Origin of the sequence: Microvirga sp. CF3062 (genome assembly GCF_036314045.1) — a bacterium.
Taxonomy (GTDB): domain Bacteria; phylum Pseudomonadota; class Alphaproteobacteria; order Rhizobiales; family Beijerinckiaceae; genus Microvirga.
In genome coordinates, this window is the sequence record NZ_JAYGGN010000002.1 from 399,429 (window position 1) to 420,920 (window position 21,492).

The following is a 21,492-nucleotide window of genomic DNA, read 5'->3' on the forward strand; positions in this document are numbered from 1 at the left end:
AGCGCTGGGTGCGCTTCTTGTGCGCCCGTATGAATGCAAATCACACAGGTTCTGTCGAGTCTAGCAACTGGTTTTAAACTGGCAAACTGTGAATGGCGTTCGTCCAGCTTGCCCAAAGGCCGTGCAGGAGTCCGGGTTGGCCTGAAGCGGCAAACTGTGGCAAAGGCTCCTCAATCCTCTTTCTCGGATGAAACACAGTGTCTGAAGAAGCCAAAAAATCCGGTGCCAACACCATGTGGGGCGGGCGGTTCTCGTCCTCGCCCAGCGCCCTCATGGAAGCCATCAACGCCTCCATCGACTTCGACAAGCGGCTGGCCTCCCAGGACATCCAGGGCTCGATTGCCCACAGCGCCATGCTGGCGAAACAGGGGATCATTGCGGATAGCGACCGGGATGCCATCCACCAGGGCCTCCAGCGGGTGCTCGGCGAGATCGAGTCCGGCTCCTTCACCTTCTCCAAGGCGCTCGAAGACATCCACATGAACGTGGAGAGCCGCCTGCGCGAGGTCGTCGGCGATCCGGCGGCCCGCCTCCATACGGCCCGCAGCCGCAACGACCAGGTCGCCGTCGACATCCGCCTCTGGATGCGCGATGCCCATGACCGGACCGACGAGCAGCTCACCAGCTTGATCAAGGCGCTCCTCGACAAGGCCGAGGCCCATGCGGCCACCGTGATGCCGGGCTTCACCCATCTCCAGAGCGCCCAGCCGGTGACCTTCGGGCATCATCTCATGGCCTATGTGGAGATGTTCGGCCGCGACCGCAGCCGCATCCGCGACTCCCGCCAGCGCCTGAACGAGTGCCCCCTGGGGGCCGGCGCGCTCGCCGGCACGTCCTTTCCCATCGACCGGCACATGACCGCCAAGGCGCTTGGCTTCGACGGCCCGACCCGCAACTCGCTGGACACGGTCTCGGACCGGGACAGCCTGCTCGAGTTCATGGCTGCTGCTTCCATCTGCGCCGTGCACCTGTCACGTCTTGCGGAAGAAATCATCATCTGGATGTCGGCGCCTTTCGGCTTCGTGCGCCTGCCGGACCGCTGGACCACCGGCTCCAGCATGATGCCGCAGAAGCGCAACCCGGACGCAGCCGAACTGGTGCGCGGCAAGACTGGGCGCGTCATCGGCTCACTCGTCTCGCTGCTCACCGTCATGAAGGGCCTGCCGCTCGCCTATTCCAAGGACATGCAGGAGGACAAGGAGCAGGTCTTCGACGCGGCGGACACCATCGAACTCGTGCTCGCGGCCATGACCGGCATGATCCGGGACCTGGAGCCGGTGCCGGAGCGCATGGCAGCGGTGGCCGGGGCCGGCTTCTCCACAGCGACGGATCTGGCCGACTGGCTCGTGCGCAGCCTCAACATCCCCTTCCGCGACGCCCACCACGTCACCGGGCGCATCGTGTCCGAGGCGGAGAAGCGCGGCTGCACCCTTGAGGAGCTGCCGCTCGAGGCCATGCAGGCGGTCGAGCCCAAGATCCACCAGGGCATCTATGACGTGCTCGGCGTCGAGAACTCCGTCCGCTCCCGGACGAGCTTCGGCGGCACGTCCCCGGTCCGCGTGGCCGAGCAGGTCGCCTGGTGGCGGGGGCGGGTCTAGCCCGAAACGCCGCGTTTATCTTGAGATCCAACCCTTGCCAGGGTGACTTGACCAGGGTCTTGATAGGCTGGAGCGGCGTATCCATATTGCTGACAGCGGCCCGGTTTCGGGCCACTTGAGTGCCGCATGAGCGGGCTCAAAACCAACCGAAGTGCCTCTAACCTTGGGCTTCGAACATGTCGCGTCAGTCGCCCTTCGGGCATCCGTTTCTGTTAGGCTTCGATGAGATCGAGCAGGCGCTCGATCGGGTCGCCAAGGCGGCAGGGGACGGGTATCCGCCCTACAACATCGAGCGTCTGGCTCGCACGGAAAGCGCCCCCGAGCGCCTCCGCATCACCTTGGCCGTTGCCGGTTTCACCCGGGATCAGCTGGAGGTGACCTTGGAGGAGAGCCAGCTCGTCATCCGGGGACGTCAGACCGACGACAAGACAAGGCACTTCCTCCATCGCGGCATCGCCGCCCGTCAGTTCCAGCGCACCTTCCTCCTTGTCGACGGCATGGAGGTCATGGGCGCGGACCTGTCCAACGGACTTTTGTCGATTGATCTGGCCCGACCCGAGCCGGAGCGGATCGTCCGCAAGATCGACATCAGCGCCCCGGACAAGGTGTGACGGCATCCGCAACAAGGAGATGTCCATGAACTTCGAGATCAAGAACCATCACGAGCCGGTCCTCGATATATCCGAGCTCGCCACCTTGGGCCTGGGCCAGATGGCCTATGTGAAGCCGCTGGAATCCGACGAGGTCGCCCGGCTGTTTCCCCAGGCTCCCAAGCTCCAGCCCGGTATGCGGCTGTTCGCGCTTCTGTCCGCCAGCGGCGAGCCCATCCTGCTGACCGACAACCACGACGCTGCCGTGGCCAATGCCTGGGCACATGACCTGACGATGGTGAGCCTGCATTAGAGCATCGAACCCAAAAGTGGTTCCCACTTTTGGGGGGCAATTTGATGCTCAATCTATAAGCTTCGCATCGTTCTTAGCGGAAAACCGGGCCCACTTTTCCGCACGATGCGGAGGCTCACCATCTCATCAAGCGATTGCCGCGACGGCTGCGATCAGCCGCTCGATGTCCTCAGGCCGCGACAGCCGGTGATCGCCATCCTTGATCAGCGTCAGCGAGACGCTGTCTCCCGGCAGGTGCTCCACCAGCTCGAGCGCATGGCTCCAGGGAACATCGGGATCCTCCATCCCCTGCAGGATGTGGACCGGGCAGCCGGTCAGGATCGGCCGGTCGAGAAGGAGGTGGCGGCGGCCATCCTCGATCAGGTTCAGGGTGATGGGGTAGGGGTCGTCGGAATAGGCGGAAGGGCGATGATAAACCCCCGTCACCTGGACGCTCTGCCGCAGCTCCTCGGGAAAACGCCCCCACATCAGCCGCTCGGTCATGTCGATAGCCGGAGCAATGAGCACCATGCCCACAGGGGCAAGATCCGGCTGCTTCTCCATAAGATGGCGTGCCGCCAGGAGGCTGATCCAACCGCCCATTGAGGAGCCGACGAAGATCGGTCGTTCCCGCACATAACGCTCGATCACAGCGAGCGCGTCCTCCAGCCAGCGCGAAATCGTGCCTTCCTCGAAGGCACCGCTCGACTCGCCATGGCCGCTATAATCGAAACGCACGAAGGCGCGGCCGGACTGTTGGGCCCATTCATCGAGGGCACTCGCCTTGGCGGCCCGCATGTCCGACTTGAAGCCCCCGAGCCAGACCACAGGAGGACCCTTGCCCGCTCGGGCGAGAACGGCGATAGAGCGGCCATCCTGGCCGACCGTGACGCTTTGCGGCATGGTTAACTCATCCTCAACTGCTTTGAAGCAAGCGTCATATAGGATTCTTTCGGACGATTCTGTCGGACGATTTTTTGAGAAGGCTCTGACTCCCGTGAGTTTTTCATCGCGACCCGGCGGAGGGATGGCGTTCCCGTCCTCCCACGTGCACCCGCTGGCGGGCCGGACCATTCTTCAGATCGTCCCCGAACTGGAGGCGGGAGGGGCGGAGCGCACCACCGTCGACATCGCCGAGGGGTTGGTCCATGCCGGCGCCCGGGCGCTGGTCGCGACGGAAGGCGGACGCCTTGTCGGCGAGCTTCAGACCAAGGGCGGCATCTGGATTCCCTTCCCGGCGGCGTCGAAGAACCCGTTCTCCATGCTCCTCAACGTGCGCAAGCTCGCCCGGATCTGCCACGACGAGCGGGTTGCCCTGGTGCATGCCCGCTCTCGGGCTCCGGCCTGGGTGGGCCTGGGCGCCGCGCGGTCGCTCAACATCCCGTTCGTGACGACCTATCACGGAAGCTATTCCGGCCGCTCCTCGGTGAAGGTCCTGTACAACTCGGTGATGGCCCGCGGCGATGCCGTCATCGCCAATTCCCATTATACGGGCGAGCTGATCCGCTCGGTCTATCCCCAGGCGGGCGAGCGCATCCGGGTGCTTCACCGGGGCACGGACTTCTCGGTCTTCTCCCCGCACGCGGTTGCGCCGGAGAGGATCGAGGCCCTGCGCAAGGCCTGGGAGGTGGCGCCCCATGAGCGGGTGGTGCTGCTCGCCGCCCGCCTGACCGGCTGGAAAGGCCAGAAGGTGTTGATCGAGGCGGCCGCCAGGCTGCGCGATGCAGGCCTGACCGATGTCGCCTACATCCTAGCCGGCGACCCGCAGGGGCGGGATTCTTACATGAAGGATCTCGACAATCTGATCGAGGCGAAGAACCTGAAAGGCATCGTGCGCCGGGTCGGCCATTGCACCGACATGCCGGCTGCCTTCCTGGCCGCATCGGTCGTCACCGTGCCGTCCACGGAGCCCGAGGCCTTCGGGCGTTCGGCCGTGGAGGCGCAGGCCATGGGCACCCCCGTGGTCGTCTCAGATCTGGGTGCCGTGCCGGAGACGGTGCTGTCTCCGCCGGCTGTGCCGCCGCATGAGCGGACGGGCTGGCGTGTCCCGGCCGGTGATGCGGACGCGCTCGCCGAGGCCGTCGGCGCTGCGCTCGGGCTTGGAGCCAGCGCGAGAATTGGCTTGTCCGCTCGGGCCCGGGCTCACGTGGAGCGTCATTTCTCGCTCGAGCGCATGGTTATCGGCACCCTCGATGTGTATTCAGCCCTGCTGGAGGGCCGTTTTACACATAGAAAAAGTTGACTTCCCGCGCGTTTGCGCGAAATGTCGAATCTTTCGTGGCAAGGCTGAGTATGCCCAGCAGGGATCCCTCGGGATCTCCGATCCTCAGCTTAAGCCCTCAACAGGAGATACGAGCCATTCGCAGACCAATGAGAGCCATGCCGGTGCCGCAAAAGGACGGACCGCGCGCCAACCGAGACATTCGCGGTGTTCGCGAAGTACAGCTGATCGACGATACGGGGCAGAACCGGGGCGTCATCCCTTTCTTCGATGCCCTGAAGGTTGCTGAAGAGGCAGGCCTTGATCTCGTGGAGATCTCGCCGAACGCAACCCCTCCCGTCTGCAAGATCCTCGATTACGGCAAATTCCGCTTCCTGGAGCAGAAGAAGGCCGCTGAGGCACGCAAGAAGCAGAAGACGGTCGAGGTTAAGGAAATCAAGCTGCGTCCCGGCATCGATGACCACGATTACGAGGTCAAGATGAAGGCAATGAAAAGCTTCTTCGAGGAAGGCAACAAGGTGAAGATCACCCTGCGCTTCCGTGGTCGCGAAATGGCCCACCAGTCCCTTGGCCTGAAGGTCCTGGACCGCGTCAAGGCCGATGTGGGCGATATCGCCAAGGTCGAGATGGAGCCGAACTTCGAAGGCCGCCAAGTCGTCATGGTTCTGGCGCCGCGCTAAGGGGCTCCTCGTATAGGGAAATTCATGGCCGTCGGGGCACCGGCGGCCATTGCTTTTTGAACGGCCTTCTGTCATAAGGCCGCCTTCATCGAACCGCCCGGCTGTTAGGGCTGCCGTGGCGGTTTGTTTTGCTCAATGCAGCAATGAAAAGGCTGAAGGGCGGTTTATGCCGCTCCCGAGGCCTGACCCAAGGAGAGCCAAATGCCCAAGCTGAAGACGAAGTCGGGCGCGAAAAAGCGCTTCAAGATCACTGGCACCGGCAAGGTCGTTTACGCCCAGGCCGGCAAGCGTCACGGGATGATCAAGCGTTCGAACAAGCAGATCCGTAATCTGCGCGGCACCACCACCATGTTCGAAGGCGATGCCTACAACGTGAAGAAGTACTTCCTGCCCAACGGCTGAGACGGTTCTTCCCACATCCCAGATTTTGAAGGAGTTATTCAATGGCCCGCGTCAAACGTGGCGTAACATCCCACGCCAAGCACAAGAAGGTTTTCAAGGCAGCCAAGGGCTTCTATGGCCGCCGCAAGAATACCATCCGCATCGCCAAGCAGGCGGTCGAGAAGAGCATGCAATATGCGACTCGCGACCGTAAGAACAAGAAGCGCACCTTCCGCGCTCTCTGGATCCAGCGCCTCAACGCAGCGGTCCGGATGCATGACATGACCTATTCCCGATTTATCGACGGTCTCGGCAAGGCTGGGATCGAGGTCGATCGCAAGGTCCTGTCCGAGCTGGCCATCCACGAGCCGGCGGCTTTCGCCGCCTACGTGGAGCGCGCCAAGGCCGCCCTGCCGCAGCAGGCTGCCTGATCGGATAGACTGGCTTTCGGTGCGGCTGAACCTTCAGCCGCACCGCCTTACTCCCCCTTCTCCGAGACCACCCGGGCTGACGGCTTAAATCGAGCTGTCGGTAGCCATTTCGCGGCTCGGACGACTTGACGGTTCCCGCGCCGCGCCTCACTCAGGGCGCCTCTCATGTGGCGCTTGCATCTGGCCAGGGACCGATGACCGATCTCAATCAACTCGAACGTGACCTGCTCACCCAGGTCGAAGCCGCCGGCGACGAGGCGGCTCTGGAAACCGTGCGCGTGTCGGCGCTCGGCAAGAAGGGCTCCGTCTCCGAACTCCTGAAAACCCTCGGCGCCATGACGCCGGAGGAGCGCAAGGAACGTGGACCGCTCATCAACGGCCTGCGCGACACCGTGCAGGGCGCCATCGCGGCCAAGAAGGAGACGCTCGCTGAGGCAGCGCTCGAAGCAAGGCTCTCTGCCGAGCGCATCGACGTGACCCTGCCGGTGCCCGAGGCGCCTGAGTCCCGCGGTCGCATCCATCCGATCAGCCAGGTAATCGAGGAGCTGACGGCGATCTTCGCCGATATGGGCTTCTCCGTGGCTGAGGGGCCGGACATCGAGACTGATTACCTCAACTTCACGGCGCTGAACTTCCCCGAGGGCCATCCGGCCCGCGAGATGCACGACACCTTCTTCCTCGCCCCTGACGAGAAGGGTGAGCGCAAGGTGCTGCGCACGCATACCTCGCCGGTGCAGATCCGCACGATGACGTCCCAGAAGCCGCCGATCAGGGTGATCATTCCGGGCCGGACCTATCGTCACGACTCGGACCAGACCCACACGCCGATGTTCCACCAGGTGGAAGGCCTCGTCATCGACAAGCAGGCCAACATCGCGCACATGAAGTGGATCCTGGAGGAATTCTGCAAGGCCTTCTTCGAGGTCGACCAGGTGAAGATGCGGTTCCGCCCGTCCTTCTTCCCGTTCACGGAGCCATCCGCCGAGGTCGATATCCAGTGCTCCCGCAAGGGCGGCGAGATACGCTTCGGCGAGGGCACCGACTGGCTCGAGATCCTCGGCTGCGGCATGGTCCATCCGAACGTGCTGCGCAATTGCGGGCTCGATCCGGACGAGTACCAGGGCTTTGCCTGGGGCATGGGCATTGATCGCATCGCCATGCTCAAATACGGCATGCCGGACCTGCGCCCCTTCTTCGAGGCCGATGTGCGCTGGCTGAACCATTACGGCTTCCGCCCGCTCGACATCCCAAGCCTCGTCAGCGGCCTTACGTCTTAAAGGAGAGTACCTATGAAATTCACCCTCTCCTGGCTGAAGGATCATCTCGACACCACAGCCTCCTTCGACGTGATTGTCGAGACGCTCACCCGCATCGGCCTCGAGGTCGAGGGCGTGGAGGACAAGGCGAAGGCGCTGGCGCCGTACAAGGTCGCCTATGTGATCTCCGCCGAGCAGCACCCCAATGCCGATCGCCTGCGAGTGTGTAAGGTCGATACGGGCGAAGGCGCACCTATTCAGGTGGTCTGCGGCGCCCCCAATGCGCGCACCGGCATGAAGAGCGTGTTCGCGCCGCCTGGCACCTACATCCCGGGCAAGAACATCACGCTCGGCGTCGGTAACATCCGCGGCGTCGAGAGCGCCGGCATGTTGTGCTCAGGCTCGGAACTCGAGATCTCCGACGATCATGACGGCATCATCGATTTGCCCGAGGATGCGCCGGTGGGGCAACCCTATGCGGCCTATGCGGGCCTCGACGATCCGGTGATCGAGATCAATCTCACGCCGAACCGCCCCGACTGCACGTCGATCCATGGCATCGCCCGCGATCTCGCGGCGGCAGGTCTTGGCACGCTCAAGGGCGATGCTGTCGCGCCTGTTCAGGGCAGGGGCGCCTGCCCGGTCTCGGTGACGCTCGATCTCGCGCCGGGCGACGAGAAGCTCTGCCCGGCCTTCGCCCTGCGTCTTGTGCGCGGCGTGAAGAACGGCCCGTCGCCGGAATGGATGCAGCGCCGCCTGCTTTCCATCGGACTTCGCCCGATCAACGCCCTGGTGGACATCACCAACTACGTCACCTTCGACCGCGGTCGCCCGCTCCATGTCTTCGATCTGAAGAAGGTGAAGGGCAACCTCACCGTTCGTCGGGCGAAGGAGGGCGAGGAAGTGCTGGCCCTCGATGGGCGCACCTACAAGCTCGATCCCGGCAGCGTGGTGATCGCCGACGAGAACGGCGTGGAATCCATCGCCGGCATCATGGGCGGCGAGCATTCCGGATCGGACGAGACCACGACCGACGTGCTGATCGAATCCGCGCTGTGGGATCCACTCAACATCGCGCAGTCGGGCCGCAAGCACGGGATCATCACCGATGCGCGCTACCGCTTCGAGCGCGGTGTCGACCCGGCCTTCACCGTGCCGGGCCTCGATCTCGCCACGCAGATGGTTGTCGATCTCTGCGGCGGTGCGCCGAGCGAGGCCGTCGTGGCCGGAAAGGTGCCCGAGGATCGTCGCGTCATCGCGTTCCCCTGGAGCGAAGTTCCGCGCCTGTCGGGTCTCGACGTGCAGCCTGCCGAGTCCGAGCAGATCCTGAAGAAGCTCGGGTTCCAGGTTGAAGGCTCGGGCGAGCGCGTGAGCGTCACGGCTCCGTCCTGGCGCCCGGACATCGAGGGCAAGGCGGATCTTGTCGAGGAGGTCATCCGCATCGCCGGTGTCGACCGCATCGAGCCTAAGCCCTTGCCGCGTCTCGAAGACGTGGTGGCCAAGCCCATCCTGACGCTGATCCAGAAGCGCACGCGGCTCGCCCGCCGCTCGCTGGCCGTGCGCGGGCTGGTGGAGGCCGTCACCTGGTCGTTCATCGCCAAGAGCGAGGCGGAGCTGTTCGGCGGCGGCGATGCGCGGCTTGCGCTTGCCAACCCGATCGCCGCCGAACTCTCCGACATGCGTCCGAGCCTGCTGCCCGGTCTCCTGAAGGCGGCGCAGCGCAATGCCGATCGCGGCCTCGGCGACGTGGCCCTCTTCGAGGTCGGTCAGACCTTCGCGTCCGACGAACCGGAAGGCCAATCGATCAAGGCAGCGGCCGTCCGTCGTGGAACAGCGCGCGCCGAGGGTGTGGGCCGTCACTGGGACGGCGGCGCTCAGTCGGTTGATACCTTCGACGCCAAGGCCGATGTTCTGGCCCTGCTCGTGGCGCTCGGCATCCCGGCCGGCGGTCTCCAGATCGTGGCGGGCGGCCCGGCCTGGTTCCATCCGGGCCGCTCGGGCACCCTGCAGTTCGGGCCGAAAAACGTGGTCGGCGCCTTCGGCGAGGTTCACCCGAAGGTGCTCAAAGCCCTCGATCTGAAGGGCCCGCTCGTGGCCTTCGAGCTCAATCTGGACGCGCTGCCGCCTCCCAAGGCGAAGCCGACCAAGATGAAGCCGAAGCTGAACCTGCCCGACTTCCAGCCGCTCACCCGTGACTTCGCCTTCGTGGTCGGCCGCGATGTGGCCGCCGGCGACATCGTGAAAGCGGCGCAAGGGGCTGAGCGCCAACTGATCGTGGGCGTCGACGTGTTCGACATCTACGAGGGCACCGGCATCGACCCGGACAAGAAGTCCGTGGCGATTGCCGTTACCCTCCAGCCCACGGAGAAGACGCTCACCGACGTGGAGATCGAGGCGGTTTCCGCCAAGATCGTCGGCGAGGTGTCGAAGAAGACCGGCGCGGTGCTGCGGTCCTAAAACTCAACATCGTCCCTCCCCCCTCTGCGGGGGAGGGTGGCGAACGGAGTAAGCCGGGAGAGGGGAAGTCCTCAAATGAACTCGGCCCCTCTCCCGACCTGCTTTGCAGGTCACCCTCTCCCGCAGAGGGGAGGGGGTTTATTGGGTGCCCGTCCCACTCAACGGGTTCCCCTCATCCCACCCGTAGCGCACCGTATCGAACCGCATCGCGCGGGCATCGACCATCAGCAGCCGCCCCACAAGGCTCTCGCCAAAGCCCACGATCTCCCGGATCACCTCCATGGCCATCAGGCTGCCCATGACGCCGGCGAGCGCCCCGAGCACGCCAGCTTCCGCGCAGGTGGGGATCGCCCCGGGTGGAGGCGGGGCAGGGAAGAGGCAGCGATAGGTGGGGTTTGGCTTTCCGCCCGGGCCGGTCTCATGCGCCCGGATCGTGGTGAGCGAGGCGTCGAACTGCCCCAAAGCCGCCGTGACCAGGGGCTTCTTCTCGAAGAAGCAGGCATCCGAGACTGCATAGCGGGTCTCGAAGTTATCGGAGCCGTCGGCGACGATATCGTAGCGGCGAACCAACTCCCGCGCATTCTCGGGCGTCAGGCGGATGGCGTGGGTCTCGACCGTCACATGCGGATTGAGCCGCCGGATCGCATCCGTGGCGCTTTCCACCTTGGGAAGGCCGATATCAGGTGTCCCATGGATGACCTGCCGCTGCAGGTTCGAGAGGCTGACCGTATCGTCATCCACGATGCCGATGGTGCCGATCCCGGCCGCGGCGAGGTACTGGATCAGGGGCGCGCCTAAGCCCCCAGCGCCGATCACGAGGACGCGAGCGGCTTTCAGCTTCTGCTGCCCCGGTCCGCCCACATCCCGGAGAACGAGGTGGCGGGCATAGCGGTCGATTTCGTCAGGCGTCAAGGACATGCTGCGACCTTACGGGAATGAGATCTGTCATCAACCTTTCCGTGAAGGAAATAACATGCCGCCTTGACAGAGGCCTTGGCGTTGTGACCCTTGCCATGCCATCGTCATGGGGCAACCGGCAGCAAGCCGGCGTCTAACAGGGAACTAAGCCGATGACAGTCACCAAGTTCGGCCTCGCGCTCGCGGGCCTCGCCTTTTCCGCCTCCATCGCCTTCGCTCAAGCTCCGGCCTTCAAGCCCGCCATTGTCTACGATCTCGGCGGCAAATTCGACAAATCCTTCAACGAGGGCGTCCACACCGGCGCCGAGAAGTACAAGAAGGACACCGGCACCGACTACCGCGATTTCGAGCCGCAGAACGACGCGCAGCGCGAGCAGGCCCTGCGCCGCTTCGCCCGCGACGGCTTCTCCCCCATCCTGGCCGTGGGCTTCTCCCAGGAGACCGCGCTGAAGAAGGTCGCCGAGGAGTTCCCGAAGACCCAGTTCGCCATCATTGACGCCGTGATCGAGAAGCCGAACGTGCAGTCCGTGGTGTTCAAGGAGCATGAGGGTTCGTTCCTGGTCGGCCTCCTGGCGGCCCAGGCCTCGAAGACCAACAAGGTCGGCTTTGTGGGCGGCATGGACATCCCGCTCATCCGCAAGTTCGCCTGCGGCTACGTCCAGGGCGCGAAGCACGCCAAGAAGGATGCCGAGGTGTTCCAGAACATGACCGGCACCACGGGTGCGGCCTGGAACGATCCGGTGAAGGGCGGCGAGCTCGCCAAGAGCCAGATCGATCGCGGCGCAGACGTGATCTATCATGCAGCCGGCGGCACCGGCGTGGGCGTGCTGCGCGCTGCCGCTGATGCGGGCAAGCTCGGCATCGGCGTCGACTCGAACCAGAACAGCATGCATCCCGGCAAGGTGCTGACCTCCATGGTCAAGCGCGTGGATGTCGCTACCTACACCGCCTTCGATCAGGCCAAGAAGGGCACCTTCAAGGCCGGCGTTTCGGTGCTCGGCCTCAAGGAAGACGGCGTGGCCTGGGCGCTCGACGACAACAACAAGTCGCTCGTCACCGCCGAGATGAAGGCTGCCGCCGACAAGGCCGCCGCCGACATCAAGTCCGGCGCCATCAAGGTCCACGACTACATGTCGGACTCCAAGTGCCCGATGTAATCTGACGCATCAATCCGGCCGCAGGCTCCTCAGGAGAGGACCTGCGGCCGTTTCCGTTTTTAGGTTCGTGCGTTTTCCGCTAAGATCCGCTCGCCCTTCCGTTGCCGGACAACCACATTGAGGCCGATGTCCCCAGCCATTGAACTCATTGCCATCAACAAGAGCTTCGGCGCCGTTCACGCCAATAAGGATGTGAACCTCTCCGTCGAGCGCGGCACGATCCACGGCATCGTCGGCGAGAACGGTGCGGGCAAGTCGACGCTCATGTCGATCCTGTACGGGTTCTACGAGGCCGATTCCGGCGAGGTCCGGGTCAACGGCAAGCCGATTGCCATCCGTTCGCCCAATGATGCCATCCAGGCCGGCATCGGCATGGTGCATCAGCACTTCATGCTGGTTGAGCCCCTGAGTGTGGTCGACAACGTGATGCTGGGCGCCGAAGGCGGCGCCATGCTGCGCGCCGGCGAGGCCAAGGTGCGTGCGGAACTCGCGCGGCTCGCCAAGGATTACGGCCTCGAGATCGATGTGGACGCCACCGTCGGCGATCTCTCCGTCGGGCTGCAGCAGCGCGTCGAAATTCTCAAAGCTCTCTATCGCGGCGCGGACATCCTCATTCTGGACGAGCCTACCGCCGTGCTGACGCCGCCGGAGGCCGACGCGTTGTTCGGCCTGCTCCGCTCGCTGAAGGAGCAAGGCAAGACCGTCATTCTCATCACCCACAAGCTGCGCGAGATCATGGCGATCACCGATCGCGTCTCTGTCATGCGCCGCGGCGAAATGGTGGCGACCGTCGAGACTGCCAATACCTCGCCGCCGGAGCTGGCCGAGCTGATGGTGGGGCGTCGCGTGCTCCTGCGCGTCGAGAAGGCCGAGAGGACCCCCGGCGCGCCGCTGCTGGAGGTCGACAACCTGTCCGTCATCGATGCGCGCGGCGTGCTCCGCGTCGCCAATGCCTCCTTCACCGTCCGTGCGGGTGAGATCGTCGGTATCGCGGGTGTGGCGGGCAACGGCCAGAGCGAATTGCTGGAGGCCATTGCCGGCATGCGCCAGCCGGCGCTCGGCTCGATCCGGCTCGAAGGACAGACCATCCATTCCAGCCAACACAACCCGCACCGCATGCGCCAGCTCGGCCTGCTGCACGTGCCGGAGGATCGGCTGCGCACGGGGCTCGTGCCGGCGTTTCCGGCCTTCGAGAGCGCCATTCTCGGCTTCAGCCACGAGCCCCATCTCGGCCGTGGGCCCATTCTCGATCATGACCGTCTGATCGAGGATCTCGCGAAGAAGATGGAGCAGTACGATGTGCGCCCGCCCGCGCCGCGGCTGAAGTCGTCGAAGTTCTCCGGCGGCAACCAGCAGAAGATCGTGCTGGCCCGCGAGATCGAGCGCAATCCGAAGGTGCTGCTCGTCGGCCAGCCGACACGCGGCGTCGACATCGGGGCCATCGAGTTCATCCATCGCCGCCTGATCAGCTTACGCGATGCGGGCGTTGCGATCCTCCTCGTGTCGGTGGAGCTCGACGAGATCATGAACCTCTCCGATCGCATCCTGACCATGTGTGGCGGCAAGATCACGGGCGAACGCAAGGCATCCCAGACCAACGAGCAGGAGCTCGGCCTGCTCATGGCCGGCGTCGTGGACGAGGCAGCGTGATGCAGCCGCGATTGACCCTTGTCACGCTGGGCGTGGCCGATCTTGCAAAGTCCCGTGCCTTCTACGAGGCCTGGGGCTGGAAGGCCTCTTCCGCCAGCCAGCCCAGCGTCGCCTTTTATCAGGCAAACGGCTTGGCGCTCGCCCTCTTCGGGCGTGCCGACCTCGCCAAGGATGCGGGCGTCGAAGATAAGCCCACGGGCTTTGCCGCTATCACGCTCGCCTACAATGCCCGCTCCAGGCAAGAAGCCGACGAGGTTTACGCTCTGGCCGTGAAGGCTGGCGCAAAACCGGTCAAGCCGCTGCAGGATGTTTTCTGGGGCGGCTATTCGGGCTATTTCGCCGATCCCGACGGACATCTTTGGGAAGTCGCCTGGAACCCATCCTTTCCTCTCGATGAGCAGGGCCACATGTTCCTGCCGGATGCTTAAGACGTGAGTGCTCCTCTCGACCTGCCCAGATGGGCCGATACGGTTCTCGTGCCCGCCATCTCCGTCGTGGCGGCTTTTCTCGTCGCCGGACTCGTCGTGCTCGCCATCGGCGAGAATCCGCTGACGGCCACGCGCTTTCTGCTGCAAGGCAGCCTCGGCACGGGGGAGGGGCTCGGCTTCACCCTGTTCTACATGACCGACTTCATCTTCGTTGGGCTCGCCGTAGCGGTCGCGTATCATGCGGGTCTATTCAACATCGGCGGTGAGGGACAGGCGACGCTGGCAGGCCTCGGCATTGCGCTGGTGCTCAACAATCTCACCTTTCTGCCGGGCTTCCTGCTCATCCCGCTCGGCATCCTGGGCGCTGCCGCCTTTGGTGCTCTATGGGCTGCCATTCCGGGCTATCTGCAGGCCAAGCGCGGCAGCCACATCGTCATCACTACGATCATGTTCAACTGGCTCGCCAGCGTGCTGATCGTCTACCTGCTCGTGAACGTGCTGCGCGAGCCGCAATCCATGAATCCGGAAACGCGCGCGTTTCCGGAGCAGTCCTACATTCCGTTCATGCACGACGTCTTCGCCGCCATCGGGATCGAGATCCCGAACTCGCAGCTCAATCTCACGCTGGTGCTGGCGCTGGCGGCGTCCTATTTCGTCTGGCTCCTGATCTACCGCTCGCGTCTCGGCTATGCGATCCGGGTCGTCGGGTCGAACCCGAGCGCTGCGGTCTATGCCGGCATCTCGCCCGCGCGCATCATCATCATCGCCATGGTGCTCTCCGGAGCACTGGCCGGCGGTCTCGCCGTCAACGAGCTCATGGGCTACCAGCACCGCCTGCTGCTCGAGTTCACCTCGGGCTACGGATTCGTCGGCATCGCGGTGGCGCTGATGGGCCGCGCGCATCCGGTCGGCATCATCCTGGCTTCGCTCCTGTTCGGCATCCTTTATCAAGGGGGCGCTGAACTCGCCTTCGAGCAGCCGGCCATCACCCGCGACATGGTGGTGGTGATCGGCGGCATCATCATCCTGTTCGCGGGCGCGCTCGACGGATTGTTCCGGCGTCTCGTAGCGCACCTTTTCGCGCGCCAGAAGCTGGCGAGGGCTTAAAGTCATGGATCTCGGCTTTCTCGTCACGATCTTCGACTCGGCCCTGCGGCTCTCGATCCCGCTTCTCGCCGCCTGCCTTGCCGGCCTCTGGTCCGAACGCTCCGGCGTGGTGGATATCGGGCTTGAGGGCAAGATGCTGGTAGCAGCTTTTGCAAGTGCCGCAGGCGCTTACGCCTTCGACTCCGCCTGGGCCGGCCTACTGGTCGGCATCGCAGCCTCCGTGGCCATCGGGCTCGTTCATGGCTTCGCTTCCATCAGCCAGCGCGGCAACCAGATCGTCTCGGGCGTTGCCATCAACATGCTGGCCGCGGGCCTGACTGCCATCGTGGGCAATGCCTGGTACAGCCAGGGCGGGCGCACGCCGCCGTTGGAGGGCGATCAGCGCTTCGGCAGCGTGCTCTTCGGCCATTCGGCACTCGTCTACGTGGTCCTGCTCGCAGTGCCGGTGACATGGTTCGTTCTCGGGCACACCCGCTTCGGCCTTCGCCTGCGCGCGGTCGGCGAGAATCCGGCCGCGGTCGACACCGCCGGCATCTCGGTGACCGGCCTGCGCTATACCGCGGTCATCATCGCAGGCGTTCTGTGCGGGTTTGCGGGCGCTTACCTGTCAGTCGGGCAGGCGGCAGGCTTCCTGCCCAACATGACCGCCGGACGCGGCTTCATTGCACTCGCGGCCCTGATCTTCGCCAAGTGGCGGGCTTGGCCGGCTCTCGGCGCCTGCTTCCTCTTCGGTCTGCTCGACGCCTTCGCGAACCAGCTCCAGGGCCTGTCGCTGCCCGGCATCGGCGAGGTGCCCGTGCAGGCAATCCAGGCGATGCCCTATCTTATGACGGTCATCCTGCTCGCCGGAGTCATCGGCAAGGCGATTCCACCTCGCGCCGCCGGCATCCCTTATGTGAAGGAGCGCTGAGCATGGCGTCACTAGATACCCTGTTCGAAGCCGCCAAGGCGATCCAGGCCAAGGCCTACGCGCCCTATTCCCGCTTCAAGGTCGGCGCTGCGATTGCGACACCTGACGGTCAGGTGTTCACCGGCTGCAACGTGGAGAACGCGGCCTACCCGGTAGGCTCCTGCGCGGAGGCCGGCGCGATTTCGGCCATGATCGCGGGCGGATCGAACCGCATCGCGCAGATCGTCGTCATGGGCGAGGGCGAGCATCTCGTCACACCCTGCGGTGGCTGTCGTCAGCGCATCCGCGAGTTCGCCGCGCCCGATACGCCGATCCACATTGCCGGTCCCGAGGGCATCCGGAAGAGCTTTACCCTCGACGCGCTGTTGCCCTTCTCATTCGGTCCCGACAATCTGACGGATCGGTAGAACGAGCTGATTGCTTTGATGAAAGGAAGGCCTGCGGTTTAAGGCCTGAAACGATGATGATGCAGCAGATGATTCAAGAGGCGGCTGCCTTCGTGCGCAGCCGCGGCTTCGATGGCCATTTCGATGCAACCTTCGTGCTCGGCACGGGGCTCGGCACCCTGGTCGACGAAGTGAGCGATGCGGTGAGCCTCCCTTACGCGGAGATCCCGCACTTCCCGAGAAGCGGCGTCTCCGGCCATGCGGGAAAGCTCGTGGCCGGTACGCTCGAGGGCAAGCGCGTTCTGCTGTTCCAGGGGCGCGCGCATTACTACGAGACGGGCGATGCAGGCGCGATGCGCATTCCGGTAGCCTTCGTGAAGGAGCTTGGCGTTCCGGTGTTTGTGGCGACCAACGCCGCCGGCTCAGTGCGTGCCGACATCCGTCCCGGAAGCCTTGTTGCCATCAACGATCACCTCAACCTGTCCGGCGCCAATCCGCTGCTGCGCGATCATACCGAAGGCCGCTTCGTCTCACTCACGGGCGCTTATGACGAGCGACTTCGCCAGACGTTGCAGCGCGCCGCGCAGAAGACCGGCATCGACTTGCCCGAGGGTGTCTATGCCTGGCTGTCGGGACCGAGTTTCGAGACGCCGGCCGAGATCAAAATGGTGCAGATTCTCGGCGGCGATCTTGTCGGCATGTCGACCGTGCCGGAAGTCATTCTCGCGCGCTATCACGGCCTGAAGGTCGCGGCCATTTCCGTCGTCACCAACCTCGCGGCCGGTATCGAAGGCGCATCGCCTTCGCACCAGGAAACGAAGGACACGGCGGCGGAGGCCTCGGAAAGATTCAAGCGCCTCGTCCGTTCCTTCATTGCGGAGCTGTCCCATGTCTGATGCGGATATCGCCTTGCGCGCGCTGCGCAGCCTCGATCTCACCGACCTGACAGATACGTGCACCGATCAGGCTATCGATGCCCTGTGCAAGAAGGCGCTCGATCCGCGCGGGCCGGTGGCGGCCGTGTGCGTGTGGCCGCAATTCGTGAAGCGCTCCCAGGAGAACCTCAAGGGATCTTCCGTTCGCATCGCGACGGTGGTGAACTTCCCTGCCGGTGGCGAGGATGTGAGCCGTGTCGTCGACGATACGCAGGAAGCGCTCTCCGACGGTGCGAATGAGATCGATCTCGTGCTGCCCTACGAAGCCGTCCGCCGCGGCGATCTTGCGGCTGCGACCGAGATGGTTGAAGCCGTGCGCGAACTCATCGACGGCGACCGCCTGCTGAAAGTCATTCTTGAAACAGGCGAGCTGAAGGATGCGAATCTGATCGAGACGGCGAGCCGCATCGCCATCGATGCCGGGGCCGACTTCATCAAGACGTCCACGGGCAAGACGCCGGTCTCCGCCACGCCGGAAGCAGCCGAGATCATGCTCAACGCCATCAAGGCCTTGGGCAAGCCTGTCGGCCTGAAGCCTTCGGGAGGCATTCGCACGGTGGCCGATGCAAAGATCTACCTCGACCTTGCCGAGCGCATCATGGGGCAGGGCTGGGCCACGCCGCGGACCTTCCGTATCGGCGCGAGCAGCGTCTACGACGCGCTGATCGCCGCTAGCGAGGGACGCGAAGGCACCACGACTACTGGAACCTACTGACATGACTCTCCTTCCGCAGGAAATTATCCGCCGTAAGCGCGACGGAGGCACGCTCGATGCCGAGCATATCGAGCACTTCATCGAAGGGCTCACGGCAGGCCGCGTCACCGAAGGCCAGGCGGCGTCATTCGCCATGGCGATCTTCTTCCAGGGCCTCTCCGTGCCGGAGCGCGTGGCGCTCACCCGCGCCATGATGAATTCGGGCACCGTGCTGACCTGGGATCTGCCGGGCCCGGTGCTCGACAAGCACTCGACCGGCGGCGTAGGTGACACGGTGAGCCTCGCGCTTGGGCCTGCGGTGGCAGCGTGCGGCGGCTATGTGCCGATGATCTCCGGGCGCGGCCTCGGCCACACGGGCGGCACGCTGGACAAGTTCGATTCCATTCCAGGCTATGTCACGCAGCCCGACCTCGACACGTTTCGCCGTGTCACGCGCGAGGTAGGGTGCGCCATCATCGGCCAGACGGCCGATCTCGCACCGGCCGACAAGCGCCTCTATGCCATCCGCGACGTGACGGCGACGGTAGAGTCCATCGATCTCATCACCGCCTCCATCCTGTCGAAGAAGCTCTCGGCCGGCCTGCAGGGCCTCGTGATGGACGTGAAATTCGGCTCCGGCGCGTTCATGGACAATGCCGAGGACGCGCGAAAGCTCGCCGAGAGCCTCGTGCTTGTTGCCAATGGTGCGGGCCTGCCGACGAGCGCGCTGCTTACGAACATGGACGAGCCGCTCGCATCGGCTGCCGGCAATGCGGTCGAGATGGCCTATGCGGTCGATTACCTGACAGGGCGCCGTCGCGAGAAGCGCTTCCACGAGGTGACGGTGGAATTGTCCGCCGAGATGCTGTTGCTCGGCAGGCTTGCCGCAAACATCACCGACGCGCGCGAAAAGATCGAGCACGCGATTGTTTCCGGGAAAGCCGCCGAGGTCTTCCAGCGTATGGTGTCCGCGCTCGGCGGCCCTTCGGATCTATTGGAGCGCCATGACAGGCACCTGCAGGCGGCTCCTGTGATGCGCGCCATTCATGCCGAAGCATCGGGGGTCGTGCAGAAGATCGCCACGCGCGATGTGGGCGTTGCCGTCGTGGCCCTCGGTGGCGGCCGCACGCGGCCGCAGGACCCGATCGATCACGCCGTCGGCCTCACGGAGCTTGCGTCCATCGGCGAGACGGTCGATGCCTCGCGCCCGATTGCTGTCGTGCATGCACGCAGCGAGGAAGCAGCCGAAGCGGCAGCGCGCGCCCTGCGCGCTGCCTACACCATCAGTGAGAAGCCCGCTGCGTCCAATCCGAGCATCCTCGATCGCATTGGAGCCACGGCATGAGCCTTCTCGTCGCTGTCACCTGGGAGACGCAGCCCTGGGTCGAGCGCTTCAGGCGACTTCTGCCGAACCACGACATCGTCGTGCTTGGCGAAGAGTTCGACAGAAGCACCATCCGCTATGTGGCAACCTGGGGTCCGAAGCCGGGAAGCCTCTCGGGTCTGCCCAATCTCGAAGCGCTCTTCTCGCTCGGCGCGGGTGTCGATCACCTGATGAGCTATCCCGACCTGCCGGACGTGCCGATCGTGCGCGTCGCGCAGGACGATCTGACCCACCGCATGAGCGAATACATGGTGCTGCACTGCCTCATGTATCTGCGCGATCAGCGCCGCTTCGACGAGAATCAGAAGGTCAAGCGCTGGAGGCCCGACCGGGCGCCGCCGATCGCCGGCGACGTACGCGTCGGCATTATGGGCTTCGGCGTGCTGGGGCAGGACTCAGCCCGCAAACTGAAGGTCATGGGTTTCGATGTGGCCGGCTGGAGCCGTACGCCAAAGGATGTGGAAGGCTTCCAGGTCTATGCAGGCGAGGAGGGGCTGACGCCGTTCCTCAACCGCACGGACATCCTCATCGCCCTCATGCCGCTCACGCCCGAGACGAAGGGAATCCTCGACCGCTCCCTGTTCGAGAAGCTCGCACGCGACGGCAGGCTCGGCGGACCGATCCTGATCAATGCGGGCCGAGGCAAGCTGCAGGTGGAGGCGGACATCCTGTCGTGCCTCGACGACGGCACCCTGAATGCGGCGACCCTCGACGTGTTCGAGACCGAGCCGCTGCCGGAGGATTCCCCGCTCTGGACTCATCCTCGCGTCACGGTCACGCCGCACAACTCGGCAACGAGCGAGCCGGAGGCGACGGCACGCTACATCGCCGAGCAGATCCGCCGCCATGAGGCGGGGGAGCCGTTCGAGAACCTGGTGGACAAGAAGCGCGGATATTGAGGCAGGCTTTAACCAGTTTCTCTGTCATCCTGGACGGCGCAGCCGATCCGGGATCGCAAGCAGAACAAGGCGCTGATCTCCCTCTCCCTGAGGGAGAGGGTTGGGGTGAGGGGTTACAGGTCTATCCGGTAAGCCTCTAACCCCTCACCCGCGCCTGAAGGCGCGACCTCTCCCACAAGGAGAGGTGAAGGGAGCAATTCTCGTCCAACGATCCCGGATCTACGCTGCGCTTCGTCCGGGATGACGATGAGGTTTAACCAAGCCGCCTGATCGCGCTGATCGGCCCGTAGCTCCTCAGGCGAATGCGCTCTTCGGCGACGGCCAGCGGCTCAATCATCACGGTCATGCTGTGGCCGGTGGCATGGATGAAGTTCGCTCCATCCATCATCAGGCCCACATGCCCTTTCCAGAACACCAGATCGCCGCGCTTGAGCCCACTCAAGTCCGGCTTCACCTCGATGGCTGTGCCGAGCTCGCGCTCCTGCATGTCGCTGTCGCGGGGCGCCTTGATCCCGGCTGCCGCCAATGCAGTCTGCGCCAGCCCCGAGCAGTCGATGCCGAGGCTCGTCTTGCCGCCCCAGAGATAAGGCGTGTGCAGGAAGCGTTCGGCTACAGTGACGTAATCTGTCTCGAAGGCATCGAGGCCGCTCAGATGCGCGGCGAAGACCCAGCCGCCGGTGGCGAGCCGCGCGTAGTCGCCTTCCGTTTCCATCACCGAGACCTTGGAGTTCAAGGTCAGGTAGCTTTGAAAGGGAAGCTTCAGGTTCGGGCCCGGATAAACGAAGGTGCGGATCGCCCGCACCTTGTGGGTCGGGGCTTCGCCCGCCTCGCCCAAAGCTTCGCTCGGCAGGTAGCCCACATAGCCATCGTCGTGGAGCTGCACCCAGGACCAGCCCTCGTGCTCGTCGTAGACGGTGACGCTTTCTCCGAAGACCGCCTGCGTGTCCACGGGGGCCTCCCGGGAGGGGTGGCGGTGCAGGGGCGAGAAGGTCGTGATGAGGCGCTTGACCGTGCCGGTCGTGAACCGCTCGGCCTCGACCTGCCCACGCAGGCGCTCATCGGCGAGATCCGTACGGACGGGCGTGATGCGGCGGTCGAAACTCATCGGGGCAACTCCT

At 64.5% G+C, this 21,492-nt stretch carries 22 protein-coding genes; 19 read left to right on the top strand and 3 right to left on the bottom strand.

All coding sequences use genetic code 11. The features are described from left to right. The first annotated feature begins 197 nt into the window (after positions 1-197). From argH to VB618_RS05360, 3 genes are all read left to right on the top strand, one after another. Positions 198-1,598 carry an argininosuccinate lyase gene (gene argH / locus VB618_RS05350; RefSeq protein WP_442931669.1) on the top strand — a complete coding sequence of 467 codons (1,401 nt, stop codon included), beginning with the start codon at positions 198-200 and terminating at the stop codon, positions 1,596-1,598. A 176-nt stretch (positions 1,599-1,774) separates the two neighbouring features. Further along, positions 1,775-2,209, top strand: coding sequence for an Hsp20 family protein (locus VB618_RS05355; RefSeq protein WP_329795536.1), 435 nt, complete (start codon positions 1,775-1,777; stop codon positions 2,207-2,209). A gap of 25 nt (positions 2,210-2,234) precedes the next feature. Then, positions 2,235-2,501, top strand: coding sequence for a DUF1150 domain-containing protein (locus VB618_RS05360; protein ID WP_329795537.1), 267 nt, complete (start codon positions 2,235-2,237; stop codon positions 2,499-2,501). 126 nt (positions 2,502-2,627) lie between these two features. Here the strand turns inward: VB618_RS05360 and VB618_RS05365 are convergent, their stop codons facing one another. Further along, on the bottom strand, positions 2,628-3,383 hold the full coding sequence (locus tag VB618_RS05365; protein ID WP_329795538.1) for an alpha/beta hydrolase: 756 nt from the start codon (positions 3,381-3,383) through the stop codon (positions 2,628-2,630). A 124-nt stretch (positions 3,384-3,507) separates the two neighbouring features. On the opposite strand from VB618_RS05365, the gene VB618_RS05370 reads away from it, so the two are divergent. From VB618_RS05370 to pheT, 6 genes are all read left to right on the top strand, one after another. Further along, on the top strand, positions 3,508-4,722 hold the full coding sequence (locus VB618_RS05370; RefSeq protein WP_329795702.1) for a glycosyltransferase family 4 protein: 1,215 nt from the start codon (positions 3,508-3,510) through the stop codon (positions 4,720-4,722). Positions 4,723-4,859: 137 nt separating this feature from the next. After that, the gene (gene infC / locus VB618_RS05375) at positions 4,860-5,381 is read left to right on the top strand and encodes a translation initiation factor IF-3 (protein ID WP_329795539.1); all 522 of its coding nucleotides are present in this window, start codon (positions 4,860-4,862) and stop codon (positions 5,379-5,381) included. Between the two features lie 201 nt (positions 5,382-5,582). Then, positions 5,583-5,783 carry a 50S ribosomal protein L35 gene (gene rpmI / locus VB618_RS05380; RefSeq protein WP_036356568.1) on the top strand — a complete coding sequence of 67 codons (201 nt, stop codon included), beginning with the start codon at positions 5,583-5,585 and terminating at the stop codon, positions 5,781-5,783. Positions 5,784-5,824: 41 nt separating this feature from the next. After that, entirely contained in the window at positions 5,825-6,193 is a 369-nt protein-coding gene (rplT, locus tag VB618_RS05385; protein WP_329795540.1) for a 50S ribosomal protein L20, read from the top strand. Between the two features lie 194 nt (positions 6,194-6,387). Beyond that, entirely contained in the window at positions 6,388-7,470 is a 1,083-nt protein-coding gene (pheS, locus tag VB618_RS05390) for a phenylalanine--tRNA ligase subunit alpha (RefSeq protein WP_329795541.1), read from the top strand. Between the two features lie 12 nt (positions 7,471-7,482). After that, entirely contained in the window at positions 7,483-9,906 is a 2,424-nt protein-coding gene (gene pheT, locus VB618_RS05395; RefSeq protein WP_329795542.1) for a phenylalanine--tRNA ligase subunit beta, read from the top strand. 138 nt (positions 9,907-10,044) lie between these two features. On the opposite strand, the gene VB618_RS05400 is transcribed toward pheT, so the two are convergent. Further along, positions 10,045-10,824 (bottom strand): HesA/MoeB/ThiF family protein, encoded by a 780-nt coding sequence (locus VB618_RS05400; protein ID WP_329795543.1) that lies wholly within the window; start codon positions 10,822-10,824, stop codon positions 10,045-10,047. 152 nt (positions 10,825-10,976) lie between these two features. Between VB618_RS05400 and VB618_RS05405 the strand changes: the two genes are divergently transcribed. From VB618_RS05405 to VB618_RS05450, 10 genes are all read left to right on the top strand, one after another. Beyond that, complete coding sequence (locus VB618_RS05405; RefSeq protein WP_329795544.1) at positions 10,977-11,981, top strand: BMP family lipoprotein; 1,005 nt, start codon at positions 10,977-10,979, stop codon at positions 11,979-11,981. Between the two features lie 126 nt (positions 11,982-12,107). Next, positions 12,108-13,631, top strand: coding sequence for an ABC transporter ATP-binding protein (locus VB618_RS05410; protein ID WP_329795545.1), 1,524 nt, complete (start codon positions 12,108-12,110; stop codon positions 13,629-13,631). After that, a complete protein-coding gene (locus VB618_RS05415; protein ID WP_329795546.1) occupies positions 13,631-14,059 on the top strand; it encodes a VOC family protein in 429 nt (142 codons plus the stop codon). Before VB618_RS05410 ends, VB618_RS05415 begins: the two co-directional genes overlap by 1 nt. A gap of 3 nt (positions 14,060-14,062) precedes the next feature. Beyond that, positions 14,063-15,166, top strand: a complete 1,104-nt coding sequence (locus VB618_RS05420; RefSeq protein WP_329795547.1) for an ABC transporter permease — start codon at positions 14,063-14,065, stop codon at positions 15,164-15,166. Positions 15,167-15,170: 4 nt separating this feature from the next. Beyond that, a complete protein-coding gene (locus VB618_RS05425; protein ID WP_329795548.1) occupies positions 15,171-16,076 on the top strand; it encodes an ABC transporter permease in 906 nt (301 codons plus the stop codon). A gap of 2 nt (positions 16,077-16,078) precedes the next feature. Then, positions 16,079-16,483, top strand: a complete 405-nt coding sequence (cdd, locus tag VB618_RS05430) for a cytidine deaminase (protein WP_329795549.1) — start codon at positions 16,079-16,081, stop codon at positions 16,481-16,483. 53 nt (positions 16,484-16,536) lie between these two features. Beyond that, positions 16,537-17,358, top strand: coding sequence for a purine-nucleoside phosphorylase (locus VB618_RS05435; RefSeq protein WP_329795550.1), 822 nt, complete (start codon positions 16,537-16,539; stop codon positions 17,356-17,358). Beyond that, complete coding sequence (gene deoC / locus VB618_RS05440; RefSeq protein ID WP_329795551.1) at positions 17,351-18,112, top strand: deoxyribose-phosphate aldolase; 762 nt, start codon at positions 17,351-17,353, stop codon at positions 18,110-18,112. The genes VB618_RS05435 and deoC overlap by 8 nt, the downstream gene beginning before the upstream one ends. Position 18,113: 1 nt before the next feature. Continuing rightward, positions 18,114-19,436 carry a thymidine phosphorylase gene (gene deoA / locus VB618_RS05445; RefSeq protein WP_329795552.1) on the top strand — a complete coding sequence of 441 codons (1,323 nt, stop codon included), beginning with the start codon at positions 18,114-18,116 and terminating at the stop codon, positions 19,434-19,436. Then, positions 19,433-20,374 (top strand): 2-hydroxyacid dehydrogenase, encoded by a 942-nt coding sequence (locus VB618_RS05450; RefSeq protein WP_329795553.1) that lies wholly within the window; start codon positions 19,433-19,435, stop codon positions 20,372-20,374. The genes deoA and VB618_RS05450 overlap by 4 nt, the downstream gene beginning before the upstream one ends. Positions 20,375-20,627: 253 nt before the next feature. On the opposite strand, the gene VB618_RS05455 is transcribed toward VB618_RS05450, so the two are convergent. Then, entirely contained in the window at positions 20,628-21,479 is an 852-nt protein-coding gene (locus VB618_RS05455; protein WP_329795554.1) for a C40 family peptidase, read from the bottom strand. Positions 21,480-21,492 lie beyond the last annotated feature (13 nt).

Coding starts and splice junctions, on each gene's coding strand:
- VB618_RS05360 (WP_329795537.1), top strand. CDS start 2,235: ATGAACTTCGAGATCAAGAACCATCACGAGCCGGTCCTCGATATATCC.
- VB618_RS05405 (WP_329795544.1), top strand. CDS start 10,977: ATGACAGTCACCAAGTTCGGCCTCGCGCTCGCGGGCCTCGCCTTTTCC.
- deoA (WP_329795552.1), top strand. CDS start 18,114: ATGACTCTCCTTCCGCAGGAAATTATCCGCCGTAAGCGCGACGGAGGC.
- VB618_RS05450 (WP_329795553.1), top strand. CDS start 19,433: ATGAGCCTTCTCGTCGCTGTCACCTGGGAGACGCAGCCCTGGGTCGAG.
- VB618_RS05355 (WP_329795536.1), top strand. CDS start 1,775: ATGTCGCGTCAGTCGCCCTTCGGGCATCCGTTTCTGTTAGGCTTCGAT.
- VB618_RS05415 (WP_329795546.1), top strand. CDS start 13,631: ATGCAGCCGCGATTGACCCTTGTCACGCTGGGCGTGGCCGATCTTGCA.
- infC (WP_329795539.1), top strand. CDS start 4,860: ATGCCGGTGCCGCAAAAGGACGGACCGCGCGCCAACCGAGACATTCGC.
- VB618_RS05455 (WP_329795554.1), bottom strand. CDS start 21,479: ATGAGTTTCGACCGCCGCATCACGCCCGTCCGTACGGATCTCGCCGAT.
- VB618_RS05365 (WP_329795538.1), bottom strand. CDS start 3,383: ATGCCGCAAAGCGTCACGGTCGGCCAGGATGGCCGCTCTATCGCCGTT.
- rpmI (WP_036356568.1), top strand. CDS start 5,583: ATGCCCAAGCTGAAGACGAAGTCGGGCGCGAAAAAGCGCTTCAAGATC.
- rplT (WP_329795540.1), top strand. CDS start 5,825: ATGGCCCGCGTCAAACGTGGCGTAACATCCCACGCCAAGCACAAGAAG.
- pheS (WP_329795541.1), top strand. CDS start 6,388: ATGACCGATCTCAATCAACTCGAACGTGACCTGCTCACCCAGGTCGAA.
- VB618_RS05410 (WP_329795545.1), top strand. CDS start 12,108: ATGTCCCCAGCCATTGAACTCATTGCCATCAACAAGAGCTTCGGCGCC.
- VB618_RS05425 (WP_329795548.1), top strand. CDS start 15,171: ATGGATCTCGGCTTTCTCGTCACGATCTTCGACTCGGCCCTGCGGCTC.
- VB618_RS05370 (WP_329795702.1), top strand. CDS start 3,508: ATGGCGTTCCCGTCCTCCCACGTGCACCCGCTGGCGGGCCGGACCATT.
- deoC (WP_329795551.1), top strand. CDS start 17,351: ATGTCTGATGCGGATATCGCCTTGCGCGCGCTGCGCAGCCTCGATCTC.
- VB618_RS05435 (WP_329795550.1), top strand. CDS start 16,537: ATGATGATGCAGCAGATGATTCAAGAGGCGGCTGCCTTCGTGCGCAGC.
- cdd (WP_329795549.1), top strand. CDS start 16,079: ATGGCGTCACTAGATACCCTGTTCGAAGCCGCCAAGGCGATCCAGGCC.
- pheT (WP_329795542.1), top strand. CDS start 7,483: ATGAAATTCACCCTCTCCTGGCTGAAGGATCATCTCGACACCACAGCC.
- VB618_RS05400 (WP_329795543.1), bottom strand. CDS start 10,824: ATGTCCTTGACGCCTGACGAAATCGACCGCTATGCCCGCCACCTCGTT.